The organism is Shewanella sp. SR1, assembly GCF_020447145.1.
Lineage (GTDB): Bacteria > Pseudomonadota > Gammaproteobacteria > Enterobacterales > Shewanellaceae > Shewanella > Shewanella baltica.
In genome coordinates this window covers 11,662-36,027 of record NZ_JAJAEF010000014.1, presented here as the reverse complement: position 1 = coordinate 36,027, position 24,366 = coordinate 11,662, and the positions used below count along the sequence as shown (strand labels likewise).

Here is a 24,366-nt window from a genome sequence, read left to right as displayed (position 1 = left end):
ATGTTGATATTACTGGTTGAAGATAATCGACTTCTCTCTAACAACATCATTCAATATCTTGAATTGAGTGGCATAGAGTGCGATTACGCTTTCAACCTAGCTCAGGCTGATATGCTCATTAGCCAGCAGCAATTTGATGCTATTATTCTCGACCTAAATTTGCCAGATGGTGATGGGATTGAAGCATGTGAACGCTGGAAAGCACAGTGCATTACTTCGCCCATAATAATGTTAACCGCACGTAGCAGTCTGAATGAGCGCTTGAATGGGTTTGCTGTTGGCGCGGATGATTATTTAGTAAAACCATTTGCAATGGAGGAGCTCGTCGCGCGATTGAAGGTGGTTGCTCAGCGTCGTCCGGCGCCTCAAAGGCTAGTCATTGGTGAGCTAGAAATTGATTTTGGAAACCATAGGGTATATCGCCAAGGACAGCTTCTTGCTTTACCTAAAACAGGCTGGCAGATCCTTGTTTTATTAGCTCGGCGTAGCCCAGAAACTGTGAGTAGAGAAGAGATTGAGCGAACGATTTGGCCCAATAGTGCACCTGATAGTGATAGTTTACGCAGCCATATTCATCTGTTACGAAGGGTGATAGATCGACCCTTTGAACGACAAATATTGCATACGATTCGTGGAGTCGGTCTAAGCCTTAGGGATGACATCAATGCAAGCTCCTAAGCTTAGCCTCAAGCGGAGCTACCAAGTATGGGGTGTTATTTTTCTATTAATAACATTAGGTATTAATAGCTTTATACCACTGTGCATGATGTGTGCAGGTATGATTTCTATGCATGAGGTCACCATACATAATGCAGGGCAAGCTGCTGAGTCATTACTGACCATGGCGGAACATGCTCAACCGCAAAAACAATTACTTAATCAGCCGATTCTAAAAACTGATAACTTAACCGTCTATCTTAATTGGTCAGATATCCCTCCGCTGATTCGACAATTAAGTAATGATGAAGTCTTAACTGATGCGAATACAATTCTGTATGAGCATGCAGAAGGTCCCTTTGTTGATGCTTTAAGTGTGTACTACACACAGAGTGGCCAGCCACTCTATGTTTGGCTGCAGTACAGCGTTACCCATGACTTGCAATTTGCACCTAAAAACATGACTGCAATCTTGCTTCTCGTATTGATAACCTTCTGTGCAAGCGCAAGCCTTGCGTTTTATATGCAAAGTAAAGTGATTACACCTGTCCATCAAATTAGCCATGCGATTAAGCAGCATGATTGGGAGGGAGGAGGGAAACTTAGCTTACCGAAACAAGAATATGCTGAATTAAAGGCTATTGTTGATGCTTTAGATAACTCAATTTTACAACTTCAAGAGGCTCAGCAGCGGGAGCTAAATTTTCTGCGATTTGCTAGCCATGAATTACGTACGCCTGTTGCAATATGCCAGTCTTCATTCGAAATCCTCGCTTTACAACAAGGTGAACTCACTGGAGCGACTTTGTATGCATCTCAAGCGACTGGACAAATGAAGTCTCTTATTGAAACACTGCTATGGTTAACAAATAAAGAGTGTTCCACCCTAGAAAAAGAAAGCGTAGCTCTGTCACCTTTACTTCTCAGTATTATCGAGGAGCAGCAACAAGTACATGGTCATGAGCAAAAAATACAGTTATTAGCTGATGATACTTGTTTGCTAGTTCAGCTCCAGCCTTTAAAAATAATAATAAGTAATTTATTAAGGAATAGTATTGAACATGGTGGAGTCGATATTAATATTACTCAAGAAGGTCATTGTGTTGAAATTATTAATTCCTACAATAGTAACGGTCATAATGGATTCGGTTTAGGATTACTGTTGGTTAAACGGCTGGCAGATCAACTCGATTGGTTTTTTACAACATCATCAAAAAATGGCATGTTTATAGCAAAATTAATTATAACTAAATGACTTAAATATATTTCATCGATGTTTACTACATTTAACCACACACTTTTTAAATCTAACAGCGCCTTTGGGTCTAGATCACATAGCCTTCATGTTAGCTATAGTAAATTAATCCAATAAAGTTTATCAGGCATGGATAGTATTCTTTTTTTAAAAGAACATTGTCTCAAATAATATATGGATATGTGAGAGGTTTTATGTGTAACAAGAGTGTTATAACAGCTTTGTTTGGCGCGATTTTTGTCAGTGGTTCAGTATATGCTGATGTGAATAAGACTAGCGTAGATTTAGGTTATAAATTCTACACAAACGACACGAAAAATGATAACTCAGGCGTTTTTAATCAACCTTTTGTTAAGTTAAATCATCTGGGAATTGCAGATTGGGGATCCTATTTTGCTAATGTTAAGTTAGAAAATCCTGCCGAACTTGCTGAGAATCAAAAAAACATAGATGGCAAAACTACAATTAAGTCGTTAATGATAATAGAAAATAGACTAGGAGAGTCTCAGTTTAATTTTTGGACGCAAAACTTTGTATCAGCGAGTGAAACTTTAGTTGAGGATAATCTTTATTTTGGTCTTACCCATAATGCTAAATTTAAAGATTTATCATTAAATTATGGTGTTGGTTTGAACTATACATTTGGAAATTTTTCACCTACATCAGCGAAATTTAACGATTTATCAGGCTACGCTGTCGTACTGAATGCAAAGTATCCATTTGACTTTTTGGGTTTTAACCACAGTTTAAGCTTAAATTATGAGGCTCAAATCGATAGGGATGAAGTACATCAAGAGCTTTTTTCATACAACAGTTATGGCCACCAAATCATAACAACTATACAAACAAAACTAACAGATTCAATATATTCTAAGTTGCATCTAACTCATTATGATAGTTGGGGTTCGCAATATAACGATGGGCTTGAGTATGGTATATCGATTGGTTATCAATTTTAACTATTAATCTGAGGGTCTGATATTTTTCAAATATACGGCCTCATCTCTATTAGTGATCATTTCAAATATTCAATCTCTTTATAAAAGTTGATAAGGGAAGCAATAATGCATTATAAAAAATCCATGATAGGTCTTACTGTAACTGCGATAGCTATTATTGCTGGCTGCCAAGTTACGCATCAAATAATAAAAAGCCAAGGTACTGCTCAAGGTAAGCATGGCGAAGTGCAGGTCGAAACAACATTCAAAGACGGGCATATTGTTGCGATTGATGTACTTAAGCAAAAGGAAAATAAAGTCCTTGCAGGTGCCGTATTTAAAGATGTGAAACAGGCAATTATTGATAACAACTCTATCGAGGTTGATGGTATCACTGGTGCAACAGTGACGTCTAAAGCGCTAAAAGAAGCCGTGGGCAAGAGTATTGAAGCCGCAGGGGTAACACTAGTTGCTGTCGCTTCAGCTAAAAAAAGTGAAGCATTAACTCCTGCAGAATATACCTATGATGTCGTGGTCATTGGCTCTGGTGGTGCAGGCTTTAGTGCAGGCTTAGAAGCAATGGCCGCAGGCCGAACTGCCGTTATTATTGAAAAAATGCCAATTATTGGTGGTAACTCATTGATCTCGGGTGCTGAGATGAATGTTGCTGGTAGTTGGGTACAGAAAAATATGGGTGTGACTGATAGCAAAGACCTGTTTATTAGCGATACGTTAAAAGGTGGCGATTTTAAAGGTGATCCTGAAATGGTTAAGACCATGGTCGATAATGCTGTAGGGGCTGCAGAGTGGTTAAGGGATTACGTCAAAGTAGAATTTTATCCCGATCAGTTATTTCAGTTTGGTGGACATAGCGTTAAACGGGCCTTAATCCCTAAAGGTCACACTGGCGCTGAGGTGATTAGTAAGTTTTCTATTAAAGCTGAAGAAGTGGGCTTACCGATCCATACTAATACTAAGGCTGAAAAGTTAATCCAAGATCAAACGGGTCGAATTGTTGGTGTAGAAGCGACTTATAATGGAAAAACGATTACATACCATGCTAAACGCGGTGTTGTGATTGCTACGGGTGGATTCTCATCTAACATGAAAATGCGCAAAAAATACAACCCAGAGTTAGATGAACGTTATGGTAGCACTGGTCATTCAGGTGGTACTGGTGACGGTATTGTGATGGCAGAAAAAATACATGCAGCAGCTAAAAATATGGGATATATCCAGTCATATCCTATTTGTAGCCCAACCTCTGGTGCTATCGCCTTGATTGCAGACTCTCGCTTCTTTGGTGCAGTGTTAATCAACCAGAAGGGCGAGCGCTTTGTTGAGGAATTAGAGCGCCGCGATGTTATCTCACAAGCCATTTTAGCCCAACCTGGCCGTTATACTTATGTGTTATGGAACCAAGCTATTGAAGATGTTGCCCATACCGTTGCTATGCACCAAGGAGAGCTAAAAGAGTTCACTAAAGATGGTCTGATGCATAAAGTTGATACATTGGAAGAAGCGGCGAAGGTTTTCGATATTCCAGTGGAAAAACTAGCATCGACTATCAAAGATGTTAATCATTATGCTGCTATTGGTAAGGATGAGGCTTTTAATCATCGCTCAGGATTGGTTGATTTAAGTAAAGGACCTTATTGGATTTTAAAGGCTACACCTTCTGTGCACCATACAATGGGTGGACTCGTGGTTGATACTCATACTCGTGTATTGGATGAGCAAGGAAATGCTATTCCCGGCTTATTTGCCGCAGGTGAAGTGACAGGATTAACACATGGTACTAATCGTCTTGGTGGCAATGCCTACACTGATATTATTGTTTTTGGTCGTCTAGCAGGACAAGAAGCGGCTAAATAAGTTGTGTTTTATGTCTAGCTTAAGCGACCCAATTGGGTCGCTTTTTTTGCAAAGAATACTTGTTTATTCGTGCATAATACGGTGTTTATAGTCTTATTTATGATGAGTAAATCGTGATCGCTATGGCAAAAATCCACAAACTTGCTACCCAAGGGACTACAAAGCAAAGGTGAGTCGGAGTATCATACGGCTAATTCTTACTAAAACACTCAGGTATCCCCTGACGGAGCAGGTTTTCATGATTACCATTTCCGATGCGGCTCAAGCCCATTTTGTTAAGTTGTTAGCAGATCAACCTGAAGGCACTCATATTCGCGTATTTGTGATCAGTCCAGGAACCTCGCAAGCCGAGTGTGGTGTGTCTTATTGTCCACCGGATGCAGTAGAAAGTGATGATATTGAAATCGAGTTCACTGGCTTCAATGCTATGGTCGATGAGAAGAGTGCACCTTTCCTTGAAGATGCCACTATCGATTTTGTGACTGACCAATTAGGTTCACAACTCACGCTCAAAGCACCTAACGCAAAAATGCGTAAAGTGTCTGGCGATGCACCTTTAGTCGAGCGTATCGAATACGTGATCCAATCTGAGATCAACCCTCAGTTAGCCGGCCATGGTGGTAATATCATGCTGGTTGAAATCACTAAAGAAGGCGTAGCTGTACTGCAGTTCGGCGGTGGTTGTAACGGTTGTTCTCAAGTTGATATCACCCTGAAGGATGGTATCGAGAAACAACTGTTAGACATGTTCCCAGGTGAGTTGACTGGCGTACGTGACGTGACAGATCACCAACATGGTGAGCATTCTTACGCTTAATCTTGTTTGTTGAGTTGAATAAAAAACGCGACCTCTGAGTCGCGTTTTTTATATTTTGCATTCGCTTAAAGTGCTGCTGTTCAGTTATAACTTAGGGTTGAGGTTATCAGCTAAGAACTTATCTAAGGCTTTAAACGTCGCGAGTCTGTTGTCGTTATTGCTCAGGTAATGATCGCCATTTTCCAGCTCAATATACTCCACTGGTTTTTTCAGTGATTTGAGTTCGTCATACATTTCTCGGCTATGTTGAACCTTAACCACTCTGTCCTTATCGCCATGTAGCAGTAATACTGGGATGTTAATTTTATCGGCTTTACTGATCGGCGAGCGGTCATAGAGCGCATCAAAGTCATCCCCTATTTGCTCTTTAACCACTTTGTAGTTAGTAAATCTTCGGCTCGATTTCACTAGATAGGCCACATCTGTGACACCCGCTACACTCACGGCGCAGCGGTAGAGATCGGGAGTCATGGCTGCACCCATTAAGGCCGCGTAACCACCATAGCTAGCTCCGACAATACAAATACGTTTAGGATCGCTAATCCCTTGATCTATTAGGTAGCGAGTTCCGTCTTCGACGTCATTTTGCATTTCGAGTCCCCAGCTTTTTAGGCCAGCTTTCATAAACTCATAGCCGTAACCTGCCGAGCCCCTGAAGTTCATCCGAAATACCGCATAACCACGATTTGCGAAGAACTGTGCCCAGTAGTCGAAGTCGTTGCTGTCGTAACTGATGGGGCCGCCATGGGGGAAAATAATCGTCGGCAGTTGCTTGGCTTCAAGCCCTTTTGGCACGGTTAGGTAAGCATCGATTTTGAGCTTATCCCTTGCCTCATAAGTTAAATATTGGGTATCGGCGAGGAGTTCACTCTTGAGTCTGCCGTATCGGTTAGCGATTGGATAAAGCGTTTTTTCGTCTCTATCGCCAAAATAGTAAGTGCCGGGCTCGGTCGAGCTTGTGGAATACACTATGTAGCGGCGTTCATCGGCACTGAATTGAGTAATATAGTTGTGTGCATTGGGTAACACGGCTTTTAGGCCATTTTGTAGGCCCACATATTCTTTTTCCCAAAAGGTGTATTCTTCGCCGTCACCTTCACTGATACCAATGACTTTTTTCTTCAGTTTCGAATAGAGTAAATTACCTTCAACGTCAGTATTTTCATTGGCGTAGACCAATTCTTTTGTGAGCTTAGGATCGGTCAGATTGACTTTAAATATGGCTTCGAAACCTTGGTGATAGGCGCGAACGTAAAGAATATTGGGGTCAGCATCAAAACCTAATGGCCAAATACTGTCTTCTGAAAAGGCTTTAAAGGTCCAAAGTAAACGTGAATCTCTCTTTTGCTCGGCCTGTTCATAAATGCGGTACTCAGTATCATCGTTATAGATCGAAATTCGGACCTTGTGTTGCCTGTCAGTAATCCAACTGATGATCTTCTTTTTAGCATTTTGGGTGTAACTGGATTTACCCTGCGCTAAATTGACTTTCAGTACACTATCTTCGCCTACGTTTTCGCCCATTCCGTCTAATGACAGTAAAATATTGTCGGGATCATCTGCCATCAGATCGATAATTTGCCCCTGATGTTGCGGGATCCAATTGAGACGATCTAAGACACTTCGCGGAAGAACACTCGAAGTTTTTTTAGTGGTCAAATCATACTTAACAAGGCGGGTTTCGGTTGTCGGTGTACCGTAACGGTTAGCCGGAAACTTAGCACTGATCAGTAAGATATTATCGTTTGCCCACTGCAGAGACAGGATGACAAATTTTTGATTATCCGTGTGTAGCGGAATGCTTTTTTCGCCCGTTTCTATATCTTGGATACTAACGACAGTACCTTTGAGTTTGGCTTGGTCGACGCGTACAACCGATGCGAGTTTTTTGCCGTTAGGCGAGAGCTGTACAGAGCTCACATCTGGGATGCTGGCAAAGGCTTCAACGGGTAATTGTGGGGCGGTGTCGGTAACGGCATGGTTGCATAGCCACAGAAAAAGCAGCGGTAAAATCCATTTCATTATAGAATCACATCTTTGTTACAATTGTAAAATCAACATCATAGTGATTTTGATATTTGTAAACTACTGTCTTTACAGATTTATTTATTCAAAAAGTCTTTGCTGAAATAATAGTGCCCCGCAAGCGTTAGGCTTCTGGCGATCATAAAGACACTCATGGCGGCCCAAAGGGCGTGGTTACCTTGCTCAGGCAATAATAGTTGCTGCAGCAAATACCATGTCGGGAAAAATGCACCGAAGGTGGCGAGTATCATGCTATTGCGCATCACTTTGCCTTTAGCGGCACCTATGTAGACTCCGTCGAATAAATACGAGCTAAAAGACCATAAAGGTAAAAATATCAGCCAAATAAGATAGGTCTGTGCTGTGGCTCTGACCTCATTAATGCTGGTCAATAACGCGATAATATTGCTACCAAAAAGACTGAATACAGCGCAGAACCCTAACGCAGTAATGGCCGACCAGCTCCAGGCTAAGATCACTGCTTCCCGTAATTGCTCCGCCTGTTTTTGGCCATAGGCTCGGCCGACTTCTGCCTCGGCATAATAGGCAATGCCATCGAGCGCATAGGAGATTAACAGCAGTAAATTCAGTAACACGGCATTGGCGGCAACGGTATTATCACCCAGACCCGCACCATGGAAAGTCATAAAGGCAAAGGCCGCTTGCAGGCAGAGGCTGCGGATAAAAATATCTGTGTTGAGCCTCAGTAATTTGCCGTACCCCGTCAGGGTGACATGGGGTAATAGCTGGGATAAGTGAAAATCGGCTTCGCGCTTGAGTTGCTGTAACACCATAGTGAGTGCGACTGAGAAAGCGGTGATATCGGCAAAGACTGAGGCGAGGGCGGCGCCCTTAACGCCCCAGCCTAAGCCGAGGACAAACACCACATCGAGAATAATATTGGCAAGGTTGGCTAATATCAGCTGCCACATGGCGGCTTTAGGTTGCTGACGTCCCAATAGCCAGCCAAGCATTACTAAGTTGAGTAGGGCGAAGGGCGTTGACCAAATTCGTACCTGAAAATACTCGCGGCAATAGCGCTCGACTTCGCTACTCGCTTCGGATAATCCTAGCGCTAAATTTAATATCGGGACTTGCTGCGCGATAACGCCAGCGCCCAATAACACAGCTAGCATAGCGCCTTGGACTAAGAGTTTATGCTGGGCGTGAAGATCATTTGCACCATAAGCCTGCGCGACTAAACCTGTGGTCGCCATACGCAAAAATCCCAATAACCAAATGATTAATGTGATAATCGTTGACCCGACAGCGACTCCCCCTAAATAATAGGCTTCACTCAGATGACCTATGACAGCCGTATCGACTAAGCCCAAAAGTGGGATAGTGATATTGGAGAGTATCATCGGCAGGGCAAGCGCCAGTAATTGACGATTTTTCGCGCCGTTAAGCATTAGGTCGAGCCAAGTTGATTTAGCAGTATTCATTAATTTCAGAGGTGTTCACATTATGGTTAAACGTGTGCTGTTGGCACTCATAGGGCTAATGACGTTTTCTGCCCATGCTGTGGTCATTCTGCAATATCACCATGTGTCAGAAACCACTCCGGCGGCCACAAGCGTGACGCCCGCTCAATTTCGTGAGCAAATGCAGTTTCTAGCCGATGATGGCTTTAAGGTGATCCCGCTTTCTCAGGTAGTTGAAGTGATAAAGCAAAAACAAGATTTACCTGCGAAAACAGTCGTAATTACCTTCGACGATGGTTATCGCAGCATAGCCACTACGGCGCATCCTATCCTAAAGGAATTTGGATTTCCCTACACCTTGTTTGTGGCAATTGAGCCGATTAAACAAAAGTTTACCGAGATGATGACTTGGGATGAGCTGATAACGCTATCCAAGGAAGGCGCCGATATTGCTAACCACAGTTGGGCGCACGAACATTTGATCCGCGCCTTAGAAAATGAATCACAGGCACAGTGGTTAGCACGGATAAAAGCCAATATCTTAGATACAGAAAAAGCGATTGCAGATGCCACTGGGCATAATTTCAAAATGCTGGCTTATCCCTACGGTGAGTACAATCAAGCTTTGCAGAATATGTTAACCGAGAACGGCTTTGTCGCCTTGGGACAACAATCGGGAGCCGCCGGGCCATATTCGCCATTAACGGCGCTGCCGCGTTTCCCTGTTGCAGGACAATATGCTGATTTAAAAAGCCTTAAGGCCAAGCTATACAGTTTAAATATGCCTGTGATTGCGCAGAGTCCTAGTGATCCTGAGTTAAAGGGCGGCCATTGGCGCCCAGAGCTTAAAGTCACCCTCGATATGAGCGATATCTCGGCTAAGCAAGTGATGTGTTATATCCAAGGTCAAGGTTCAAAACAGCCGACTTGGTTGAGTGAGAACGAGTTTAGTGTTCAAGCGGATTTAGCCTTACCTGCGGGGCGTTCGCGTTACAACTGCACTGCGCCGAGTAAGACGCGCAATGGCTACTATTGGTTTTCTCAGCCTTGGGTGAGGCCAAAGGACGATGGCTCTTGGGTCAAAGAGTGATCAACGGCTAGGTTTGTATTGCGCCACTATTTTTCTAAAATCGCTAATCATTTCATCATTTAACACCTGCGGCGGTTTGCCTAATGCGGCCGTAGGTTTAAACACTGCGACTCGCGTTCCCTGCGGCGACACCAACACATAACCCGCACTATGGTCGACTTGGTAGTTTTCCCCTTCACCGACCATGGCATAGGTCAGTCCTAAGCTGCGGGTGAGCGGGAAGATTTGTGTCTGCTCGCCCGTGACCGCTTTAAATTCTGGATTGAAAAAATTCACATAAGTCAGGAGTTTATCCGGTGTGTCCCGTTTGGGGTCGACGGATAAAAACACCACCTGCAATGGCGCAATTTTGTTTAGATCGGGATAAGCCGCCGCGAGTTTATTTAAGGTCGTCGGGCAAACATCGGGGCAAAAGGTAAAACCGATAAAGAATAAGCTCCATTTCCCCTGCAAACTGGCGTTGGTAAAAGCCTGCTGATGTTGATCAACCAATTCAAAGGGCGCTAATTCATAGGCCTGCGGAAACAAAAAACCACTCTCTAGCTCGATAGGTTTCGGGGGATTAAATTTCACCGCAAATAGACCGCCAAGGCCGATTAATAATATGGCGATGACTAAAATTCTTTTCTGCATTATTGGCTCCATAACGATAGGTTAGCGCGACAAACGAGTTGCATACACTAGTTCCACAAATAGTGGTCGAGCAGTAATGCCATAAATAACAACATCAAATGGTAGATAGAGAAGCGGAACACTTGCATCGCCAAACCATCATGATCCCGATATTTAAGTTGCCATGCTTTATAGATAAATACGCTACTGAGTAAACTAGAGCAGACGAAATACACGGGCCCACACATGCCAACCAGCACAGGTAATAGGCAAGCAATCGCCAGCAATACTGTGTAAAGCAGAATACAGGTTTTAGTAAACTCGACACCGTGGGTAACCGGTAGCATGGGAATATCCACTTTGGCATATTCGGCGCGTCTGTGAATGGCCAGAGCCCAAAAATGTGGCGGCGTCCACGTAAAGATGATGATCACTAACAACAGCGCATGGCCGTGAAATTCGTTCGTCACTGCCGTCCATCCCAGCAAGGGTGGCATGGCTCCCGCAAGGCCGCCGATCACAATATTTTGTGATGTCGCGCGTTTCAAGTAGGCCGTATAAACCAAGGCATAACCAATCAAGCTAGCAAAGGTGAGCCAAGCCGTGAGTGGATTAACTAAGGAATATAAGACGATAAAGCCAAGGCTACCTAAGCTGGCAGCGAAAATTAAGGCGCGCGTGGCCGAAATACGCCCTTTGGGTAGTGGGCGATTGTAGGTGCGTGCCATTAAGCCATCGATACGGCGATCGATCAGATGATTCAACGCCGCCGCCGAACCCGCCATCATGGCAATGCCCAGCATACCAGCGAGTAAAGGTTGAACGGGCACCGCATGGGGCACGGCCAAACACATGCCGACTAAGACAGTGAGCAGCATCAGTGCGACCACTTTAGGTTTGGTCATTTCAAAATAGGCGCGCCATGTCACGCTGATAGTGGGTAGGCTACTGGTGATTGAGAGTGGTTTTGCCATCTTGGATCCCTCGCTTATGTTTTGCGCCATAAAAAATAGTTAATTGCGACTAAGGTCAGCAGCAGTAATGCCGCCCCGCCGTTGTGAGACACGGCAATGCCGAGTGGTAAATGCATCACTACGTTAGAAATACCTAAGCTCACTTGCAGGATCACTAACCCTACCAATAAGAGGCTTAAGGCCCTCATCCCAGCAGCGCCAACAAATAATCGATAGGCGAGCACGAGTAATAAACTCGCGGTAACGATAGCGCCAATTCGGTGGGCGATGTGGATAGTCATACGAGCTGGGTAATCGAGCACTCCAAATTCGAAACTGTGGTGTTGGCCTTGGAATGGCGAAAAGGCCTCCGCTATTGCCAAGTTATCCACCCAGTTGCCTTCGCAAATGGGTAATGCGGTGCAGGCGAGCGCCGCATAATTAGATGATGTCCAAGCGCCCAGCATAATCTGACCTACAAGAACGAATAAGCTCACCAGTGCCAGCGGTGCCAGATTGCGGGCATGGGTTTCGCTATTAAAGATCCGCCGCGGTCGGGTTCGCAGATAGAGGAGTAACAATAGTGAAATCAGGCTGAAGCCACCAATAAGATGTGACATCACCACTATGGGCATGAGTTTCATCGTCACTGTCCACATGCCGAGTGCCGCTTGAAAGAGGATCAATAGCACTATGATGAGCGGCAATTTTTTCGGTGCTTCCGGCGTTTTCAAACACAGCACTAAGATGAACAATACTAGTAAGCCAAGTCCGCCGGCGATATATCTGTGGATCATCTCCAGCCAAGCTTTCTCAGGATGGATATCGTGATCTGGGAAGATGGTTTGTGCATGGGCGATTTCATGGTCTTGGGTGGGCACCTTGATATGGCCGTAGCAACCCGGCCAGTCGGGACAGCCAAGCCCCGCATCCGATAGGCGAGTGTAAGCGCCCATTAAGATCACCAACAAGGTAAAGACTAAGGTTAAGCGTAGGACCCAAGTTAGCTGCATCAATCTACCCTCGACAGTTTTAACAACTTACGCAGATCCGCAACCAAGGCTTTGCCTTGAGCTAAATGGGCTTCTCTGCCCTGCACTTGGGGATAGCGCAGTACTAAGCTGCCTAAGGGATCGACTATGATCAGCTGTTGTTCATCTAGCCAATGGCTTAAGCCAGCATTGGCGGGACGAGTGTTGAAGTGAAAGGCACTTAAAGCATTAAGATCGCTGTCGGGATGGGTGAGGATCAGCGGTTCGACTCGTGCCTGATCTGGCCCTAAAGCAGTGTGGCTTTGACGTAAAATATACAGGCGTTCGCGGCAAGCATCGTCGCATTGGGCGGGCAGTAAATACAGCAGTTGCCATTCTTTGGGATTGGGATTTTCAACCCCAAGGCTGGCATAACTGGTCTCAGGATTGATCAGCTCGCCATGATTAGTGGCGCCGCCGTGGTATAAATTCAGGCTCAGCACTAGCTTGGCTATCACCACGGGCGCGATAAACGCCAGCAACAACAAGCCCAATGCCTTGTGTTTCGATTTATTCTGGGAGTTCATGCTTGCTCCTCTCATTCAAATTATCCCTAATTTATTGTTTTATATTTATTTAGTTTTTATTTGTGTCTTGCTAAGTATGGTACGAATTTCCCTATTCGCTCCTTGAGTTTGCGATTGTTTCGGCACTATGGCGTTTTACATACTTAATCCCTTGCCACAGCATGAGCCCAGCGAACACGGCCGCCATTGAGAACCACTGCAGCGCATAACCCCAATGTTTTTGCGCCGACAGTGGGAAGGGTTGCCAAGGATGCGGCAAGGCGAGGGCGGGTAGCTCATCCGGTTGCAGCACTGCATCTAGTAAAGGGTGGCCTAACATCTGCGCCATTTCCGGTATATTCAAATTCTGAAAGCGAATACTTGTCCCCGTTTCTGCCATTAAAGCCTGGCTCAAAGGATTGATTTGCTTTTGATAAAGCCGACCTTCGATATTCAATTCACCGCTAAGTGGGCTGATGTGGGGCAACTCATCACGGTGTGAATTGGCGGCGACAAAACCTAATTCGACCAGTAACCAAGGTTGACCCGCAGTCACTTGCAGGGGCTGAAAGGCTAAATAGCCCACTTGGCCCTGATAGATTTGATTATCCAGTAGCCATATTTGCGAGCTCGCGGGTATGGCGTGCACATGCAGTCGATAACCTGTTACGCCTTCCTTATCGATTTTGAGTTGGAGCTGCTCAAAACTTAATGGCAGCAAGGATTGTCTTGCCTCCATTTGGGTTAACAGCATGGTTTTTTCTTCGCCGCGGGCTAATTGCCATAGACCCAACTTGACCAACATCACGAATACAGCCACAGTCAATATCAGTAAAAAAACCGTTAATTTATTCAGCAGAACATAAGGATATTGCATGAATACCCTATTCATTTTTAAATTGGTCTTAGTTCTGCTGTTGCTGTTCATCATTTTTAATCTAGGTAGAGCCTTGTTTATTATGGTGAAAGGTGATGGCAAAGTGCCTATGAGCCGTTATCTTGGTCGCCGGGTGATTTTCTCGGTACTCGTTATTCTGTTGCTGCTGGTGGCCTTAGGGACTGGGTTAATCAGCCCCAATCCCACGCCTTACTAAAGCCTTAAAGTACGTAGACGAAAATAAACAAACACAGCCAGACCACATCGACAAAGTGCCAATACCAACTCCCCGCTTGGAAAGCAAAATGCTTATCTGCGCTAAAGTGACCCTTCAACACTCTGAAAAACAAAACTAATAAAAACAGAGTGCCGAGCGAAACATGCATGCCGTGAAAGCCAGTTAAGAGGAAGAAGGTGTTGCCATAAACCCCTGAGGTCAGGGTGAGCCCCATTTCATGGTAGGCATGCATATATTCTTCGGCCTGCAAGGCAAGGAAACCCATACCCAAAAGTATGGTGATCCCGAGCCACAGTGTGATGGCCGAGCGCTTGCCTTTCTCTAGGCTGACATGGGCAAAATGTAAGGTGACTGAGGAGGTCAGCAGCACGATAGTGTTGATTAACGGCAGGCCATTCCACGGCATCGCTTCGGTTTTGGTGCCATCTGGCGTAGTGAGCAACGGCCAAACGGCTTCGAATTGTGGCCAGAGTACTTCATGGGTCATGGCGTTATTGGAAGCGCCACCGAGCCAAGGCACTGCGACCATGCGAGCATAAAATAACGCTCCAAAAAATGCGCCGAAGAACATCACTTCCGAAAAAATAAACCAGCTCATGCCTTGGCGAAAGGATCTATCCATTTGGTGCGAATAAAGCCCAGTCATAGATTCGTTGATCACGGTTCTAAACCAGCCAACCAGCATAAAGAGGATCACGGCGATACCCGCTAGCAGGATATAACCGCCACCCGATGCGCCAGATTTTAGTTGATGGACAAAGTGTCCTGCGCCCAAGGCGATTAGAAACAATCCTATAGCGCCAATGATGGGCCAAGCACTTTGGGCGGGAACATAGTAATTTTCATGTTTTGTGGTCATTTTGCAGCTCCTTGCTCTATGGCAGACGCTAACTGCTTGTCGGTAATGTCGTAGAGGGTGTAAGAGAGGGTCAGAGTGTGGATGGATTCAGGTAACTGAGGATCCACAAAGAAAATGAGCGGCAACTCAGCGCTTGTCGAAGCCGCTAAGTGCTGTTGATTAAAGCAAAAACATTCCGTTTTATTAAAATATGCCGCGCCTTGCCCAGGTGATATTGAAGGTATCGCCTGACCGACCGTGGCTCTGTCTGACACATTGCGTGCCAAAAATGCTGTGTGTATCAGTTCGCCGGGGTGAACTTCGAGCCGCTTGGTTTGCGGCTCAAATTTCCACGGCATACCCGTTTGCACTTGGGAGATAAATTCCACGGTGACAATACGGCTAGTATCTATGGTTATCGCTTGATAACTACTGGCGGTATTGGAGGTTTTACCGTTAATCCCCAGCTTTTCACATAGCACATCGTATAGCGGCACCAGCGCGAACCCAAAACCAAACATACCAATACAGCCCATGACGAGCATGCTGATAAGCTTTCGATTTGACTTAGGTTTTTCTGGCTGGTGATGGTTCGTCATTTCATTTCACCTCAGGTGGTGTCGTGAAGGAGTGATAAGGCGCTGGGCTTGGCAATGTCCACTCTAAACCCTCGGAACCTTCCCAAGGTTTAGCGGGGGCTTTTTCGCCGCCACGGATGCACTTGATCACTAACACTAAAAAAATCAATTGCGATAAGCCGAAGGCGAAGCCACCAATCGAAACGATTTGATTAACATCGGCAAATTGAATCGAGTAATCGGGGATACGCCTTGGCATACCTGCTAGCCCAAGGAAATGCATCGGGAAAAACAGTACGTTGACCGAAATCACCGAACACCAGAAATGCCATTGCCCCAGTCGCTCGTTGTACATGTGCCCCGTCCACTTAGGTAGCCAGTAATAGGCTGCCGCCATGATGGAGAAAATCGCCCCAGTCACGAGCACATAATGGAAATGCGCCACCACAAAATAGGTGTCGTGGTATTGGAAGTCGGCTGGCGTAATGGCAAGCATTAACCCCGAAAACCCGCCAATGGTGAAGAGTATGATAAAGGCCACGGCGAACAACATAGGGGTTTCAAAGCTGAGTGAACCACGCCACATAGTCGCGACCCAGTTAAACACTTTCACCCCCGTTGGCACCGCAATCAACATAGTGCAATACATGAAGAACAGCTCGGCAAACACTGGCATGCCTGTAGTGAACATGTGGTGCGCCCACACGAGGAACGACAGAATTGCAATACTGGCAGTGGCATAAACCATTGATGCATAGCCAAATAATGGTTTGCGGCTGAAGGCGGGTACTATGGCGGAGATGATGCCAAAGGACGGCAAAATCATGATGTAGACCTCAGGGTGGCCGAAGAACCAGAAAATATGCTGGAACATCACAGGATCGCCGCCGCCTGCCGCTTCGAAGAAGCTAGTGCCGAAAAACTTATCGGTCAGCACCATAGTCACAGCGCCCGCAAGTACTGGCATCACAGCGATCAGCAGGAATGCTGTGATAAGCCAAGTCCACACAAACAGCGGCAACTTCATCCATGTCATACCGGGCGCACGTAAATTCACTATGGTTACAATCACGTTGATTGCACCCATGATCGAACTTATCCCCATGATATGAATAGAGAACACGAAGAGTGCCGTGCTGTCAGGACTATAAGTGGTAGACAGTGGCGCGTAGAAGGTCCAACCAAAGTTAGGTCCGCCGCCTTCCATAAACAGCGAGCTGAGTAGGATGGTAAAGGCGAAGGGTAAGATCCAAAAACTCCAGTTATTCATCCGTGGCAGCGCCATATCTGGCGCACCAATCATCATAGGGATCAGCCAGTTTGCTAGCCCAGTAAAGGCGGGCATTACCGCGCCGAATACCATGATCAGCCCATGGACTGTGGTCATTTGGTTAAAAAAGTTGGGCTCGACCAATTGTAATCCGGGCTGAAAGAGTTCAGCGCGGATCACCATGGCCATAGCACCACCGGTTAAAAACATAATGAAGCTGAACCATAAATACAAAGTTCCAATGTCTTTATGGTTGGTGGTTAGCACCCAGCGCATGATGCCCTTTGGCGCACCATGATGATGGTCATCATGGGCTGCGGTTTGATCTTGAGTCGTTGTGCTCATCATAATCCCCTACTGTCCATGGCTTGCGATATCAGCAGGTTGCACTGTATCGCCGGTATTGTTGCCCCAAGCATTGCGCTCATAGGTAATGACTGCTGCGAGTTGCTGTGGGCTGAGTTGTTTGCCAAATGCCTGCATAGCCGTGCCCGTTTTGCCGTGCATCACAATATCGAGATGATTGGCGACTGGCCCAGTGGCGATAGCACTGCCAGCGAGGGCGGGGAAGGCAGGTGGTATGCCAGCTCCCGTTAACTGATGGCAGGCCGCGCAAGTGGTGGTGTAGACAGTTTCACCTTCGGCCATCAGTGCCTCATGGGTGAGCTTGGGGAGACTCGCCGGCTCGACTATGGTTGCGGAGTCGACAACTGCTGCGGGCTCAGTTGTAGGTGCGGGAGTTGGGGCCGTGTTTGCTGGTGTGGTAGCAGGTGCCTGTGTGCCAGCACTGCCGTTTATGTGCTCATTGACATCTTTGGCCTGCACAGCATCGCCAGTATTATTGCCCCAAGCATTACGCTCATAGGTAATCACAGCGGCAATTTCTTGTGCGCTCAATTGCTTGCCAAAGGCTTGCATAGCCGTACCCGTTTTACCGTTGAGTACGATTTCAAGGTGGCCGCTGAGCGGTCCCGTTGCTATCGGACTGCCTTTGAGGTGTGGGAATACGCCTTGTAAACCCTCGCCATTGGGCTGGTGGCAGGCTGCGCAGTGCCCGAGGTAAACTTGCTCACCTTGAGTCATCAGATCATCTTTGCTAAGGGTCTGTGATAAAGCGGCTTGAGCGGCTTCTGCCGCCGCGCCTGCGGCTTGTTTCTGCTCCGTCACCCAAGCTTCAAACTCGGCTTCGGGTATGGCTTGCACTACGATCGGCATAAAACCATGGTCTTTACCGCAAAGTTCGGCGCATTGACCACGGTAAATACCGGGTTTGTCGATGCGAGTCCAAGCCTCATTGATAAATCCTGGGTTGGCATCTTTCTTCACGGCAAAAGCAGGTACCCACCATGAATGGATGACATCTTCAGAGGTCATCAAAAAGCGGATTTTGCGATTTATCGGCAGAACGAGCGGCTTATCGACTTCCAATAGGTAGTTTTCGCCTTTGGTTTCGGTACCGTCGATTTGTGCTCTAGGGGTTGCGAGTATGCTGTAAAAATCAATGTCTTGATCGAAATAGCTGTAATGCCATTTCCATTGGGAACCCGTGACTTTAACGGTCAGATCGGCGTCGCTGGGATCTTCCATCGCAATTAAGGTTTTTGTCGCAGGAATCGCCATTAAGATCAAAATGATAAATGGCAGAATCGTCCAAGCGATTTCAACTTTAGTGCTTTCGTGAAAGTGGGACGCGACAGCGCCTTTGGATTTTCTGTGGTTGATCATGGCGTAAATCATCACGCCAAAGACCACAAGGCCAATGGCGCAGCAGATATACAAGATGGTCATGTGCAAGTGATAAACCTTGCCACTGATCTCGGTTACGCCAGGGGTCATGTTGAACCGCATGTCCGCGGCGGCCAACGGTGGTGCGAATAACACCACGAGTAAACAATACAACAATTGCTTCACAAGACTTCTCCTCTGCCAATTGCGAATAGCAACTACAAAGAAGAGCAACACAGTAAGTCTCAACTCTATGCAAACTCTTCAGTTCCCAAAAAAGCTTTTTTGACTTCAACGTGCGTTGGCGGCTGTTACTTTTAATTAAGTATTATTACTGCTGGTATTAGCCACGCTGGCACATACGACTGAAATAAATCTGTTCTCTATTTTTAGTGGCATTTTGAACTCGATTACGGCTCGATTTATTTGCCACGGGCGGCGATATATCATCGCCGACTAAACCAACCATACTTGCTGTTTAAATATTGATCAAGATCACTTATTTATCTAATTGTCTGAAAAATTGCCAAAAAAAAGCCTCACATTCATAGGCGAGGCGGCTTTCAAGGTAAAAAATTAAATGAATATTTAATGTACAGCGCTAAAAAAAGATTGTTGGCCGAAGAGGCTACCTTGCTCAATGCGTACGTCGCCATGTAAGTGACTGTTTACGTCTTCTAGCACTATGCCCATGGCGCGGGCACTTTTAGCGACAATTTGCAGGCGACGATTATCGCGTGCATCTAATGATTGGGTCCAAGTAATAACCGCACTGGACGTACCACTTGTTAAGGCTTTTTCCATCGCCCACAGGGTTTCCACTTCATCTTTCGCGTGCACCAGTAAGACTCTGTCCATACGCACCCCAGCGTTGGCGAGCATTTGTTTGTAACCAATACTCGGCGGGTTGATGAGCACTAACCAACGGCCCTGTTGGCTTAACTGGGCGAGTTGCGCGCTCAGATGGATTAATTCTTGGCGACCTTGAGTCTTAGTTGGCATGCAGGCGATAGGTGCATGGTGCCAGTCATAGTCGGCATCACGGACTTCATCGAGCCACAAGCCCGGATGGCGGGGTGCATTGCCAAGTAGTTTGTTCATAGCCAATCTCCATTACGGATCACACCGACGGCGAGTCCTTCAATTGTTAAACTTTGATAGCCTAAATCCACTTTAATCGGGGAATAGTCTTCATTTTCGGCGTGTAGATAGACCACATTACCTTTTTTTTCGAAACGTTTAACAGTGACATCGTCGTCGACTCTAGCGACAACCACTTGACCATTTCTAGCTTGTTGTATTTTATGAACTGCCAGCAAATCTCCTTCGAGAATGCCGATATTCTTCATGCTGTCGCCTTTAACCCGCAGTAAAAAATCGGCGGCGGGATGGAACATGCTTGGGTCGACTTGGTAGTACTGTTCAACATGTTCTTGGGCGAGAATAGGTTCGCCAGCGGCTACTTGACCGATAAGCGGTAAACCTGTTTCAGTTACTTCTTCGACTTCCGCAGTCAGACGAATGCCCCGCGATGTGCCTGGCATGATCTCAATGCAGCCCTTTTTCGCCAACGCTTTAAGATGCTCTTCAGCCGCATTGGCGCTCTTAAAACCTAAACGGGTCGCAATTTCTGCCCGAGTGGGTGGCATGCCAGTATCGGCAATATTTCGTTTAATTAGCTCTAAAATTTCAGCTTGGCGTGGCGTCAAAGGTCTCATGGTGTTTCCTGTTTTTCTATACAGTTACTGTTAGTATATACAGTATTATTTGCAGCGCAAGTATTAACCACTTTTTAGCTATGTTGGAGAGAATTAGCGAATATTACCCATAGTCTGGTATTCTACCGGGCTAGTAAACGTACTTAATTGCATAAGAATAATGCCTAAACACGACTCTCTTTGGTTGAAATCATTACGCTGGATCCAAAAACACTTAGTGCACACTATTGTTGTGCCTCAGGATCCCTTTGCCGATCTGAATCTGGATGCCTCCAGACCCCTTGCTTATGTGATGAAAACGGAATCGCTGAGTGACATCGCTGCCCTGAGCGAAATTACGGCTAAGTTAGGACTGCCGAGCCCCTATGAGCCTTTAGTGGCGAATGGTGTGATTGCGCCTCGGGTTGTCTGTCTTCAAGGGCGTAAGCCGCTGTTTGGTGAGCGTGCGGGTAACGAGCCTTTCCTCGAATGCTTTATGCGTTTGTTGGCCGTGCATAAGGAGCGCCCTGAATTAGACATTCAATTGGTGCCCGTGAGCCTGTATTGGGGCCGCACGCCAGGGAAAGAAGACGACACTATGAAGGCGGCCGTGTTTGAGCGGGAAAACCCGACTTGGCTGCGCAAATGCTTGATGATTCTATTCTTAGGTCGACATAACTTCGTGCAGTTTTCAAATGCGGTATCTCTGCGATACATGGCCGACGAACACGGCACTGACATGGGGATCGCTCATAAGTTAGCGCGGGTCGCGCGGGTGCATTTCCGTCGTCAACGTAAGGTGATGACAGGGCCTGTGTTGCCAAATCGCCAAGCACTATTTCATTCGTTGCTCAAATCCGAGTCGCTGCGTAAAGCGATTCAAGAAGAAGCGGCCAACAAAAAGATTTCTGAGACCCAAGCGCGCGAGACGGCTATTGAGTATCTCGATGAAATCGCTGCAGATTACTCAGATAGCTTAGTGCGTATTGCTGAGCGTTTCTTAACTTGGTTGTGGAACAAGCTTTACAGCGGGATCAACATCAAAGGTGCCGAGCAAGTTCGCCAGTTGCACCATGATGGCCACGAGATTGTCTATGTGCCTTGCCATCGGAGCCACATGGATTACCTGCTGTTATCGTATATTTTGTATTATCAAGGCATGGTTCCGCCGCACATTGCTGCTGGTATTAACCTCAACTTCTGGCCCGCGGGACCTATGTTCCGTCGCGGTGGTGCCTTCTTTATCCGCCGTAGTTTTAATGGCAATAAGCTGTACACCGCAGTATTCCGTGAATATTTAGACCAACTGTTTGCTAAAGGTTATTCGGTGGAATATTTCTCTGAAGGCGGCCGCTCACGTACCGGTCGTCTATTGGCGCCAAAAACGGGCATGATCGCCATGACGATGAACAGCGTGCTGCGCGGTATCGAGCGTCCGGTAACATTGGTGCCTGTGTATTTAGGCTATGACCATGTGATGGAAGTGGCGACGTACCATAAAGAGTTAAGTGGTAAGAAAAAGAAAAAAGAATCTGTGTGGCAGGTGTTTGGTGCGATTCGCAAACTTGGTAATTTCGGCCAAGGTTATGTGAACTTTGGCGAGCCGATTACTCTGCAAAACTTCTTAAATGAGCGCGCGCCAAACTGGCGTACTGAGTTGGCCGATGATCCTGAGCAAAAACCAAGCTGGTTAACGCCAGCGGTAAACGTGCTGGCGAATCGAGTGATGACGAATATTAACGATGCGGCGGCGGCGAGTTCGGTGACCTTGACGAGTTTAGTGTTGCTGGCCACAGATCAAAATGCCTTAGAGCGCAGTCTGTTGGAGCGTCAGCTTGATCTGTATCTGACCCTACTCAAAAAAGTGCCTTACACTACTTATACTTCGGTTGCCGAAGGTGATGGTAAGCATTTAGTGCAGCAAGGTTTAGAGCTGAATAAGTTTGTTGTTTGTGCCGATCCTTTAGGTGAAATTGTGTCTATCGAGGCGAGTCAGGCTGTGTCCATGACTTACTATCGTAACAATATCATTCACTTATTTATCGTACCGTCATTAATTGCGAGCTGCTTAACGCATAATGAGCAGATCCCGCGTCAGCAAGTTGTGTCAATCGTTGCCGATTTTTATCCACTGCTGAAAGCCGAACTCTTCATGGGCATTAAGGATGTACCTGCCTATGTCAATCAAGTGCTGGATTTCTTCATTGAACAAGGGTTAGTGGTTGAGACTGATACCTTAACCGTCGTGCCTGAACACACTAGCCAACTATTATTGTTAGCCAGTTCAGTGAGCGAGACTCTGCAACGCTATGCCATTATCTTCAATCTGTTAGCGAACAGACCTAAGATGGAGCGCTCAGAACTTGAGTCTGAGAGTCATCTACTCGCCCAGCGTTTAGGCGCTTTGCATGGCATTACCGCGCCTGAGTTCTACGATAAGAAACTTTACGGCACCTTGAGCGTTAAGCTCAAAGAATTGGGATATCTGGCGGATAACCAAGATAAGTCCAATATCAATCGCATACGAGATCAAGCCAATAGCTTATTACGTCCGTCAGTGAAACAAACGATAGTGGCGAGTGTCACCGCGGAGCATACAGTTTAATGGCAAATCATATGAATGCGGCTAAGCATAAGCCCGCAGGTAGGTCCTTGCTCGGTGGCGCCATGATTATTGCCGGTACGACCGTAGGTGCTGGGATGTTTTCTCTGCCCGTGGTCGGTGCAGGTATGTGGTTTGGCTATTCGATTTTAATGTTATTGGGCATTTGGTTTTGCATGTTGATGTCGGGCTTATTGCTACTCGAAACCAATTTGCATTTCGAACCCGGTGCCAGCTTCGATACTTTAAGCAAGCAAACCTTAGGGCAGTTTTGGCGGATAGTGAACGGCGTTTCTATCGCGTTCGTGCTGTATATTTTGACTTATGCCTATATCAGCGGCGGTGGCTCGATTGTGAATCACAGCTTGCAGGGCATGGGAATTGAGTTACCGCAAAGTGTGGCAGGGCTGGTGTTTGCCATAGTATTGGCGAGCATAGTGTTGATCAGCACTAAGGCCGTGGATCGCATTACCACGATTATGCTCGGCGGTATGATCATTACCTTCTTCCTTGCTATTGGTAATTTACTGATCGAAATCGATGTGACTAAGTTGCTCGAACCCGATGGTAATAGCAGCTTTTCACCTTATTTGTGGGCGGCGTTGCCCTTTGGTCTTGCCAGCTTTGGTTACCATGGTAATGTTCCCAGCTTAGTGAAGTATTACGGCAAAGATTCTTCCACCATTATCAAGGCGATTTTCGTCGGCACCTTTATCGCGCTGGTGATTTATGCCTGTTGGTTAGTGGCGACTATGGGCAATATTCCCCGCAGCCAGTTTATCGACATTATTGCCCAAGGCGGCAATATGGGGGTCTTGGTGGGCGCTTTGTCTGAGGTGATGGCGAGTAGCTGGTTGAACAGTATGTTAACGCTGTTTGCTAACTTGGCCGTGGCTTCATCTTTCTTAGGGGTGACCTTAGGTTTGTTTGATTATCTCGCCGACTTGTTTGGTTTTGACGATTCGCGCTCTGGCCGGATGAAAACCGCGTTAGTGACCTTTGTGCCGCCGACGATTTTAGGATTACTGTTCCCCGACGGTTTCTTAGTGGCGATTGGCTTTGCGGCTTTAGCGGCGACAGTGTGGGCGGTAATCGTCCCGGCGCTGATGGCCTATAAATCACGGCAGTTATTCCCCGAGAGCACAGGTTTTAGAGTGATAGGCGGTACACCGCTGATTATTCTTGTGGTGTTATTTGGCATAGTCACGGGTGCTTGTCATCTGCTCGCGATGGCAAATTTACTGCCGCAATATTCCTAATTTTTTTCGATGATTTAAGCCCTCTGCGTGAGGGCTTTTTTGTATTTGGCGATTGAGTTTTAATTCTGCAGATCTTTTTTATCCCGACACTGGACAGAA

At 46.2% G+C, this 24,366-nt stretch carries 22 protein-coding genes; 9 read left to right on the top strand and 13 right to left on the bottom strand.

The window, feature by feature from the left end; all coding sequences use genetic code 11:
- From KV201_RS13960 to nfuA, 5 genes are all read left to right on the top strand, one after another.
- On the top strand, nucleotides 1-678 hold the full coding sequence (locus KV201_RS13960) for a response regulator transcription factor (protein WP_006084628.1): 678 nt from the start codon (nucleotides 1-3) through the stop codon (nucleotides 676-678).
- Entirely contained in the window at nucleotides 665-1,912 is a 1,248-nt protein-coding gene (locus KV201_RS13955) for a HAMP domain-containing sensor histidine kinase (RefSeq protein ID WP_226059675.1), read from the top strand. The genes KV201_RS13960 and KV201_RS13955 overlap by 14 nt, the downstream gene beginning before the upstream one ends.
- A 194-nt stretch (nucleotides 1,913-2,106) precedes the next feature.
- On the top strand, nucleotides 2,107-2,871 hold the full coding sequence (locus KV201_RS13950; protein WP_226059674.1) for an outer membrane protein OmpK: 765 nt from the start codon (nucleotides 2,107-2,109) through the stop codon (nucleotides 2,869-2,871).
- A gap of 105 nt (nucleotides 2,872-2,976) precedes the next feature.
- A complete protein-coding gene (gene urdA, locus KV201_RS13945) occupies nucleotides 2,977-4,725 on the top strand; it encodes a urocanate reductase (RefSeq protein WP_226059673.1) in 1,749 nt (582 codons plus the stop codon).
- Between the two features lie 238 nt (nucleotides 4,726-4,963).
- Complete coding sequence (gene nfuA / locus KV201_RS13940) at nucleotides 4,964-5,542, top strand: Fe-S biogenesis protein NfuA (protein ID WP_006079591.1); 579 nt, start codon at nucleotides 4,964-4,966, stop codon at nucleotides 5,540-5,542.
- An 84-nt stretch (nucleotides 5,543-5,626) separates the two neighbouring features.
- Here the strand turns inward: nfuA and KV201_RS13935 are convergent, their stop codons facing one another.
- Both KV201_RS13935 and KV201_RS13930 read right to left on the bottom strand, forming a co-directional pair.
- Nucleotides 5,627-7,564, bottom strand: a complete 1,938-nt coding sequence (locus KV201_RS13935; protein ID WP_226059672.1) for a S9 family peptidase — start codon at nucleotides 7,562-7,564, stop codon at nucleotides 5,627-5,629.
- An 80-nt stretch (nucleotides 7,565-7,644) separates the two neighbouring features.
- On the bottom strand, nucleotides 7,645-9,012 hold the full coding sequence (locus tag KV201_RS13930; RefSeq protein ID WP_226059671.1) for an MATE family efflux transporter: 1,368 nt from the start codon (nucleotides 9,010-9,012) through the stop codon (nucleotides 7,645-7,647).
- A gap of 22 nt (nucleotides 9,013-9,034) precedes the next feature.
- Between KV201_RS13930 and KV201_RS13925 the strand changes: the two genes are divergently transcribed.
- Nucleotides 9,035-10,081: a polysaccharide deacetylase family protein gene (locus KV201_RS13925; protein WP_226059670.1), complete on the top strand. Its 1,047-nt coding sequence runs from the start codon at nucleotides 9,035-9,037 to the stop codon at nucleotides 10,079-10,081.
- Here the strand turns inward: KV201_RS13925 and KV201_RS13920 are convergent, their stop codons facing one another.
- The 5 genes from KV201_RS13920 to KV201_RS13900 form a co-directional block, all read right to left on the bottom strand.
- Nucleotides 10,082-10,714: an SCO family protein gene (locus KV201_RS13920; RefSeq protein WP_006084621.1), complete on the bottom strand. Its 633-nt coding sequence runs from the start codon at nucleotides 10,712-10,714 to the stop codon at nucleotides 10,082-10,084.
- Nucleotides 10,715-10,761: 47 nt separating this feature from the next.
- Entirely contained in the window at nucleotides 10,762-11,667 is a 906-nt protein-coding gene (gene cyoE, locus KV201_RS13915; RefSeq protein ID WP_226059669.1) for a heme o synthase, read from the bottom strand.
- A gap of 14 nt (nucleotides 11,668-11,681) precedes the next feature.
- Nucleotides 11,682-12,659, bottom strand: coding sequence for a heme A synthase (locus KV201_RS13910; RefSeq protein WP_226059668.1), 978 nt, complete (start codon nucleotides 12,657-12,659; stop codon nucleotides 11,682-11,684).
- Nucleotides 12,659-13,204, bottom strand: coding sequence for a hypothetical protein (locus tag KV201_RS13905; RefSeq protein WP_226059667.1), 546 nt, complete (start codon nucleotides 13,202-13,204; stop codon nucleotides 12,659-12,661). The genes KV201_RS13910 and KV201_RS13905 overlap by 1 nt, the downstream gene beginning before the upstream one ends.
- 91 nt (nucleotides 13,205-13,295) lie before the next feature.
- The gene (locus KV201_RS13900; RefSeq protein WP_226059666.1) at nucleotides 13,296-14,060 is read right to left on the bottom strand and encodes an SURF1 family protein; all 765 of its coding nucleotides are present in this window, start codon (nucleotides 14,058-14,060) and stop codon (nucleotides 13,296-13,298) included.
- Between KV201_RS13900 and KV201_RS13895 the strand changes: the two genes are divergently transcribed.
- Nucleotides 14,059-14,277: a DUF2909 family protein gene (locus tag KV201_RS13895; RefSeq protein WP_226059665.1), complete on the top strand. Its 219-nt coding sequence runs from the start codon at nucleotides 14,059-14,061 to the stop codon at nucleotides 14,275-14,277. The two genes, KV201_RS13900 and KV201_RS13895, sit on opposite strands and share 2 nt — an antisense overlap.
- 4 nt (nucleotides 14,278-14,281) lie before the next feature.
- On the opposite strand, the gene KV201_RS13890 is transcribed toward KV201_RS13895, so the two are convergent.
- The 6 genes from KV201_RS13890 to lexA form a co-directional block, all read right to left on the bottom strand.
- Nucleotides 14,282-15,157, bottom strand: a complete 876-nt coding sequence (locus KV201_RS13890; RefSeq protein WP_006079601.1) for a cytochrome c oxidase subunit 3 — start codon at nucleotides 15,155-15,157, stop codon at nucleotides 14,282-14,284.
- The gene (locus tag KV201_RS13885; protein WP_006079604.1) at nucleotides 15,154-15,735 is read right to left on the bottom strand and encodes a cytochrome c oxidase assembly protein; all 582 of its coding nucleotides are present in this window, start codon (nucleotides 15,733-15,735) and stop codon (nucleotides 15,154-15,156) included. The genes KV201_RS13890 and KV201_RS13885 overlap by 4 nt, the downstream gene beginning before the upstream one ends.
- Before the next feature lies 1 nt (nucleotide 15,736).
- The gene (gene ctaD / locus KV201_RS13880) at nucleotides 15,737-17,329 is read right to left on the bottom strand and encodes a cytochrome c oxidase subunit I (RefSeq protein WP_006084616.1); all 1,593 of its coding nucleotides are present in this window, start codon (nucleotides 17,327-17,329) and stop codon (nucleotides 15,737-15,739) included.
- A gap of 9 nt (nucleotides 17,330-17,338) precedes the next feature.
- Nucleotides 17,339-18,895, bottom strand: a complete 1,557-nt coding sequence (gene coxB, locus KV201_RS13875) for a cytochrome c oxidase subunit II (protein WP_226059664.1) — start codon at nucleotides 18,893-18,895, stop codon at nucleotides 17,339-17,341.
- Nucleotides 18,896-19,297: 402 nt separating this feature from the next.
- Nucleotides 19,298-19,810: a cell division inhibitor SulA gene (locus KV201_RS13870; RefSeq protein ID WP_006079607.1), complete on the bottom strand. Its 513-nt coding sequence runs from the start codon at nucleotides 19,808-19,810 to the stop codon at nucleotides 19,298-19,300.
- On the bottom strand, nucleotides 19,807-20,427 hold the full coding sequence (gene lexA / locus KV201_RS13865) for a transcriptional repressor LexA (RefSeq protein WP_071940326.1): 621 nt from the start codon (nucleotides 20,425-20,427) through the stop codon (nucleotides 19,807-19,809). The genes KV201_RS13870 and lexA overlap by 4 nt, the downstream gene beginning before the upstream one ends.
- 160 nt (nucleotides 20,428-20,587) lie before the next feature.
- On the opposite strand from lexA, the gene plsB reads away from it, so the two are divergent.
- Nucleotides 20,588-23,011: a glycerol-3-phosphate 1-O-acyltransferase PlsB gene (plsB, locus tag KV201_RS13860; RefSeq protein WP_006079610.1), complete on the top strand. Its 2,424-nt coding sequence runs from the start codon at nucleotides 20,588-20,590 to the stop codon at nucleotides 23,009-23,011.
- Entirely contained in the window at nucleotides 23,011-24,267 is a 1,257-nt protein-coding gene (gene mtr, locus KV201_RS13855) for a tryptophan permease (protein ID WP_226059663.1), read from the top strand. Before plsB ends, mtr begins: the two co-directional genes overlap by 1 nt.
- Nucleotides 24,268-24,366 lie beyond the last annotated feature (99 nt).

Coding starts and splice junctions, on each gene's coding strand:
- KV201_RS13920 (WP_006084621.1), bottom strand. CDS start 10,714: ATGCAGAAAAGAATTTTAGTCATCGCCATATTATTAATCGGCCTTGGC.
- KV201_RS13930 (WP_226059671.1), bottom strand. CDS start 9,012: ATGAATACTGCTAAATCAACTTGGCTCGACCTAATGCTTAACGGCGCG.
- KV201_RS13905 (WP_226059667.1), bottom strand. CDS start 13,204: ATGAACTCCCAGAATAAATCGAAACACAAGGCATTGGGCTTGTTGTTG.
- lexA (WP_071940326.1), bottom strand. CDS start 20,427: ATGAGACCTTTGACGCCACGCCAAGCTGAAATTTTAGAGCTAATTAAA.
- KV201_RS13960 (WP_006084628.1), top strand. CDS start 1: ATGTTGATATTACTGGTTGAAGATAATCGACTTCTCTCTAACAACATC.
- plsB (WP_006079610.1), top strand. CDS start 20,588: ATGCCTAAACACGACTCTCTTTGGTTGAAATCATTACGCTGGATCCAA.
- KV201_RS13925 (WP_226059670.1), top strand. CDS start 9,035: ATGGTTAAACGTGTGCTGTTGGCACTCATAGGGCTAATGACGTTTTCT.
- KV201_RS13910 (WP_226059668.1), bottom strand. CDS start 12,659: ATGCAGCTAACTTGGGTCCTACGCTTAACCTTAGTCTTTACCTTGTTG.
- KV201_RS13895 (WP_226059665.1), top strand. CDS start 14,059: ATGAATACCCTATTCATTTTTAAATTGGTCTTAGTTCTGCTGTTGCTG.
- KV201_RS13890 (WP_006079601.1), bottom strand. CDS start 15,157: ATGACCACAAAACATGAAAATTACTATGTTCCCGCCCAAAGTGCTTGG.
- urdA (WP_226059673.1), top strand. CDS start 2,977: ATGCATTATAAAAAATCCATGATAGGTCTTACTGTAACTGCGATAGCT.
- KV201_RS13885 (WP_006079604.1), bottom strand. CDS start 15,735: ATGACGAACCATCACCAGCCAGAAAAACCTAAGTCAAATCGAAAGCTT.
- nfuA (WP_006079591.1), top strand. CDS start 4,964: ATGATTACCATTTCCGATGCGGCTCAAGCCCATTTTGTTAAGTTGTTA.
- KV201_RS13950 (WP_226059674.1), top strand. CDS start 2,107: ATGTGTAACAAGAGTGTTATAACAGCTTTGTTTGGCGCGATTTTTGTC.
- KV201_RS13900 (WP_226059666.1), bottom strand. CDS start 14,060: ATGCAATATCCTTATGTTCTGCTGAATAAATTAACGGTTTTTTTACTG.
- ctaD (WP_006084616.1), bottom strand. CDS start 17,329: ATGAGCACAACGACTCAAGATCAAACCGCAGCCCATGATGACCATCAT.
- mtr (WP_226059663.1), top strand. CDS start 23,011: ATGGCAAATCATATGAATGCGGCTAAGCATAAGCCCGCAGGTAGGTCC.
- KV201_RS13870 (WP_006079607.1), bottom strand. CDS start 19,810: ATGAACAAACTACTTGGCAATGCACCCCGCCATCCGGGCTTGTGGCTC.
- cyoE (WP_226059669.1), bottom strand. CDS start 11,667: ATGGCAAAACCACTCTCAATCACCAGTAGCCTACCCACTATCAGCGTG.
- KV201_RS13955 (WP_226059675.1), top strand. CDS start 665: ATGCAAGCTCCTAAGCTTAGCCTCAAGCGGAGCTACCAAGTATGGGGT.
- KV201_RS13935 (WP_226059672.1), bottom strand. CDS start 7,564: ATGAAATGGATTTTACCGCTGCTTTTTCTGTGGCTATGCAACCATGCC.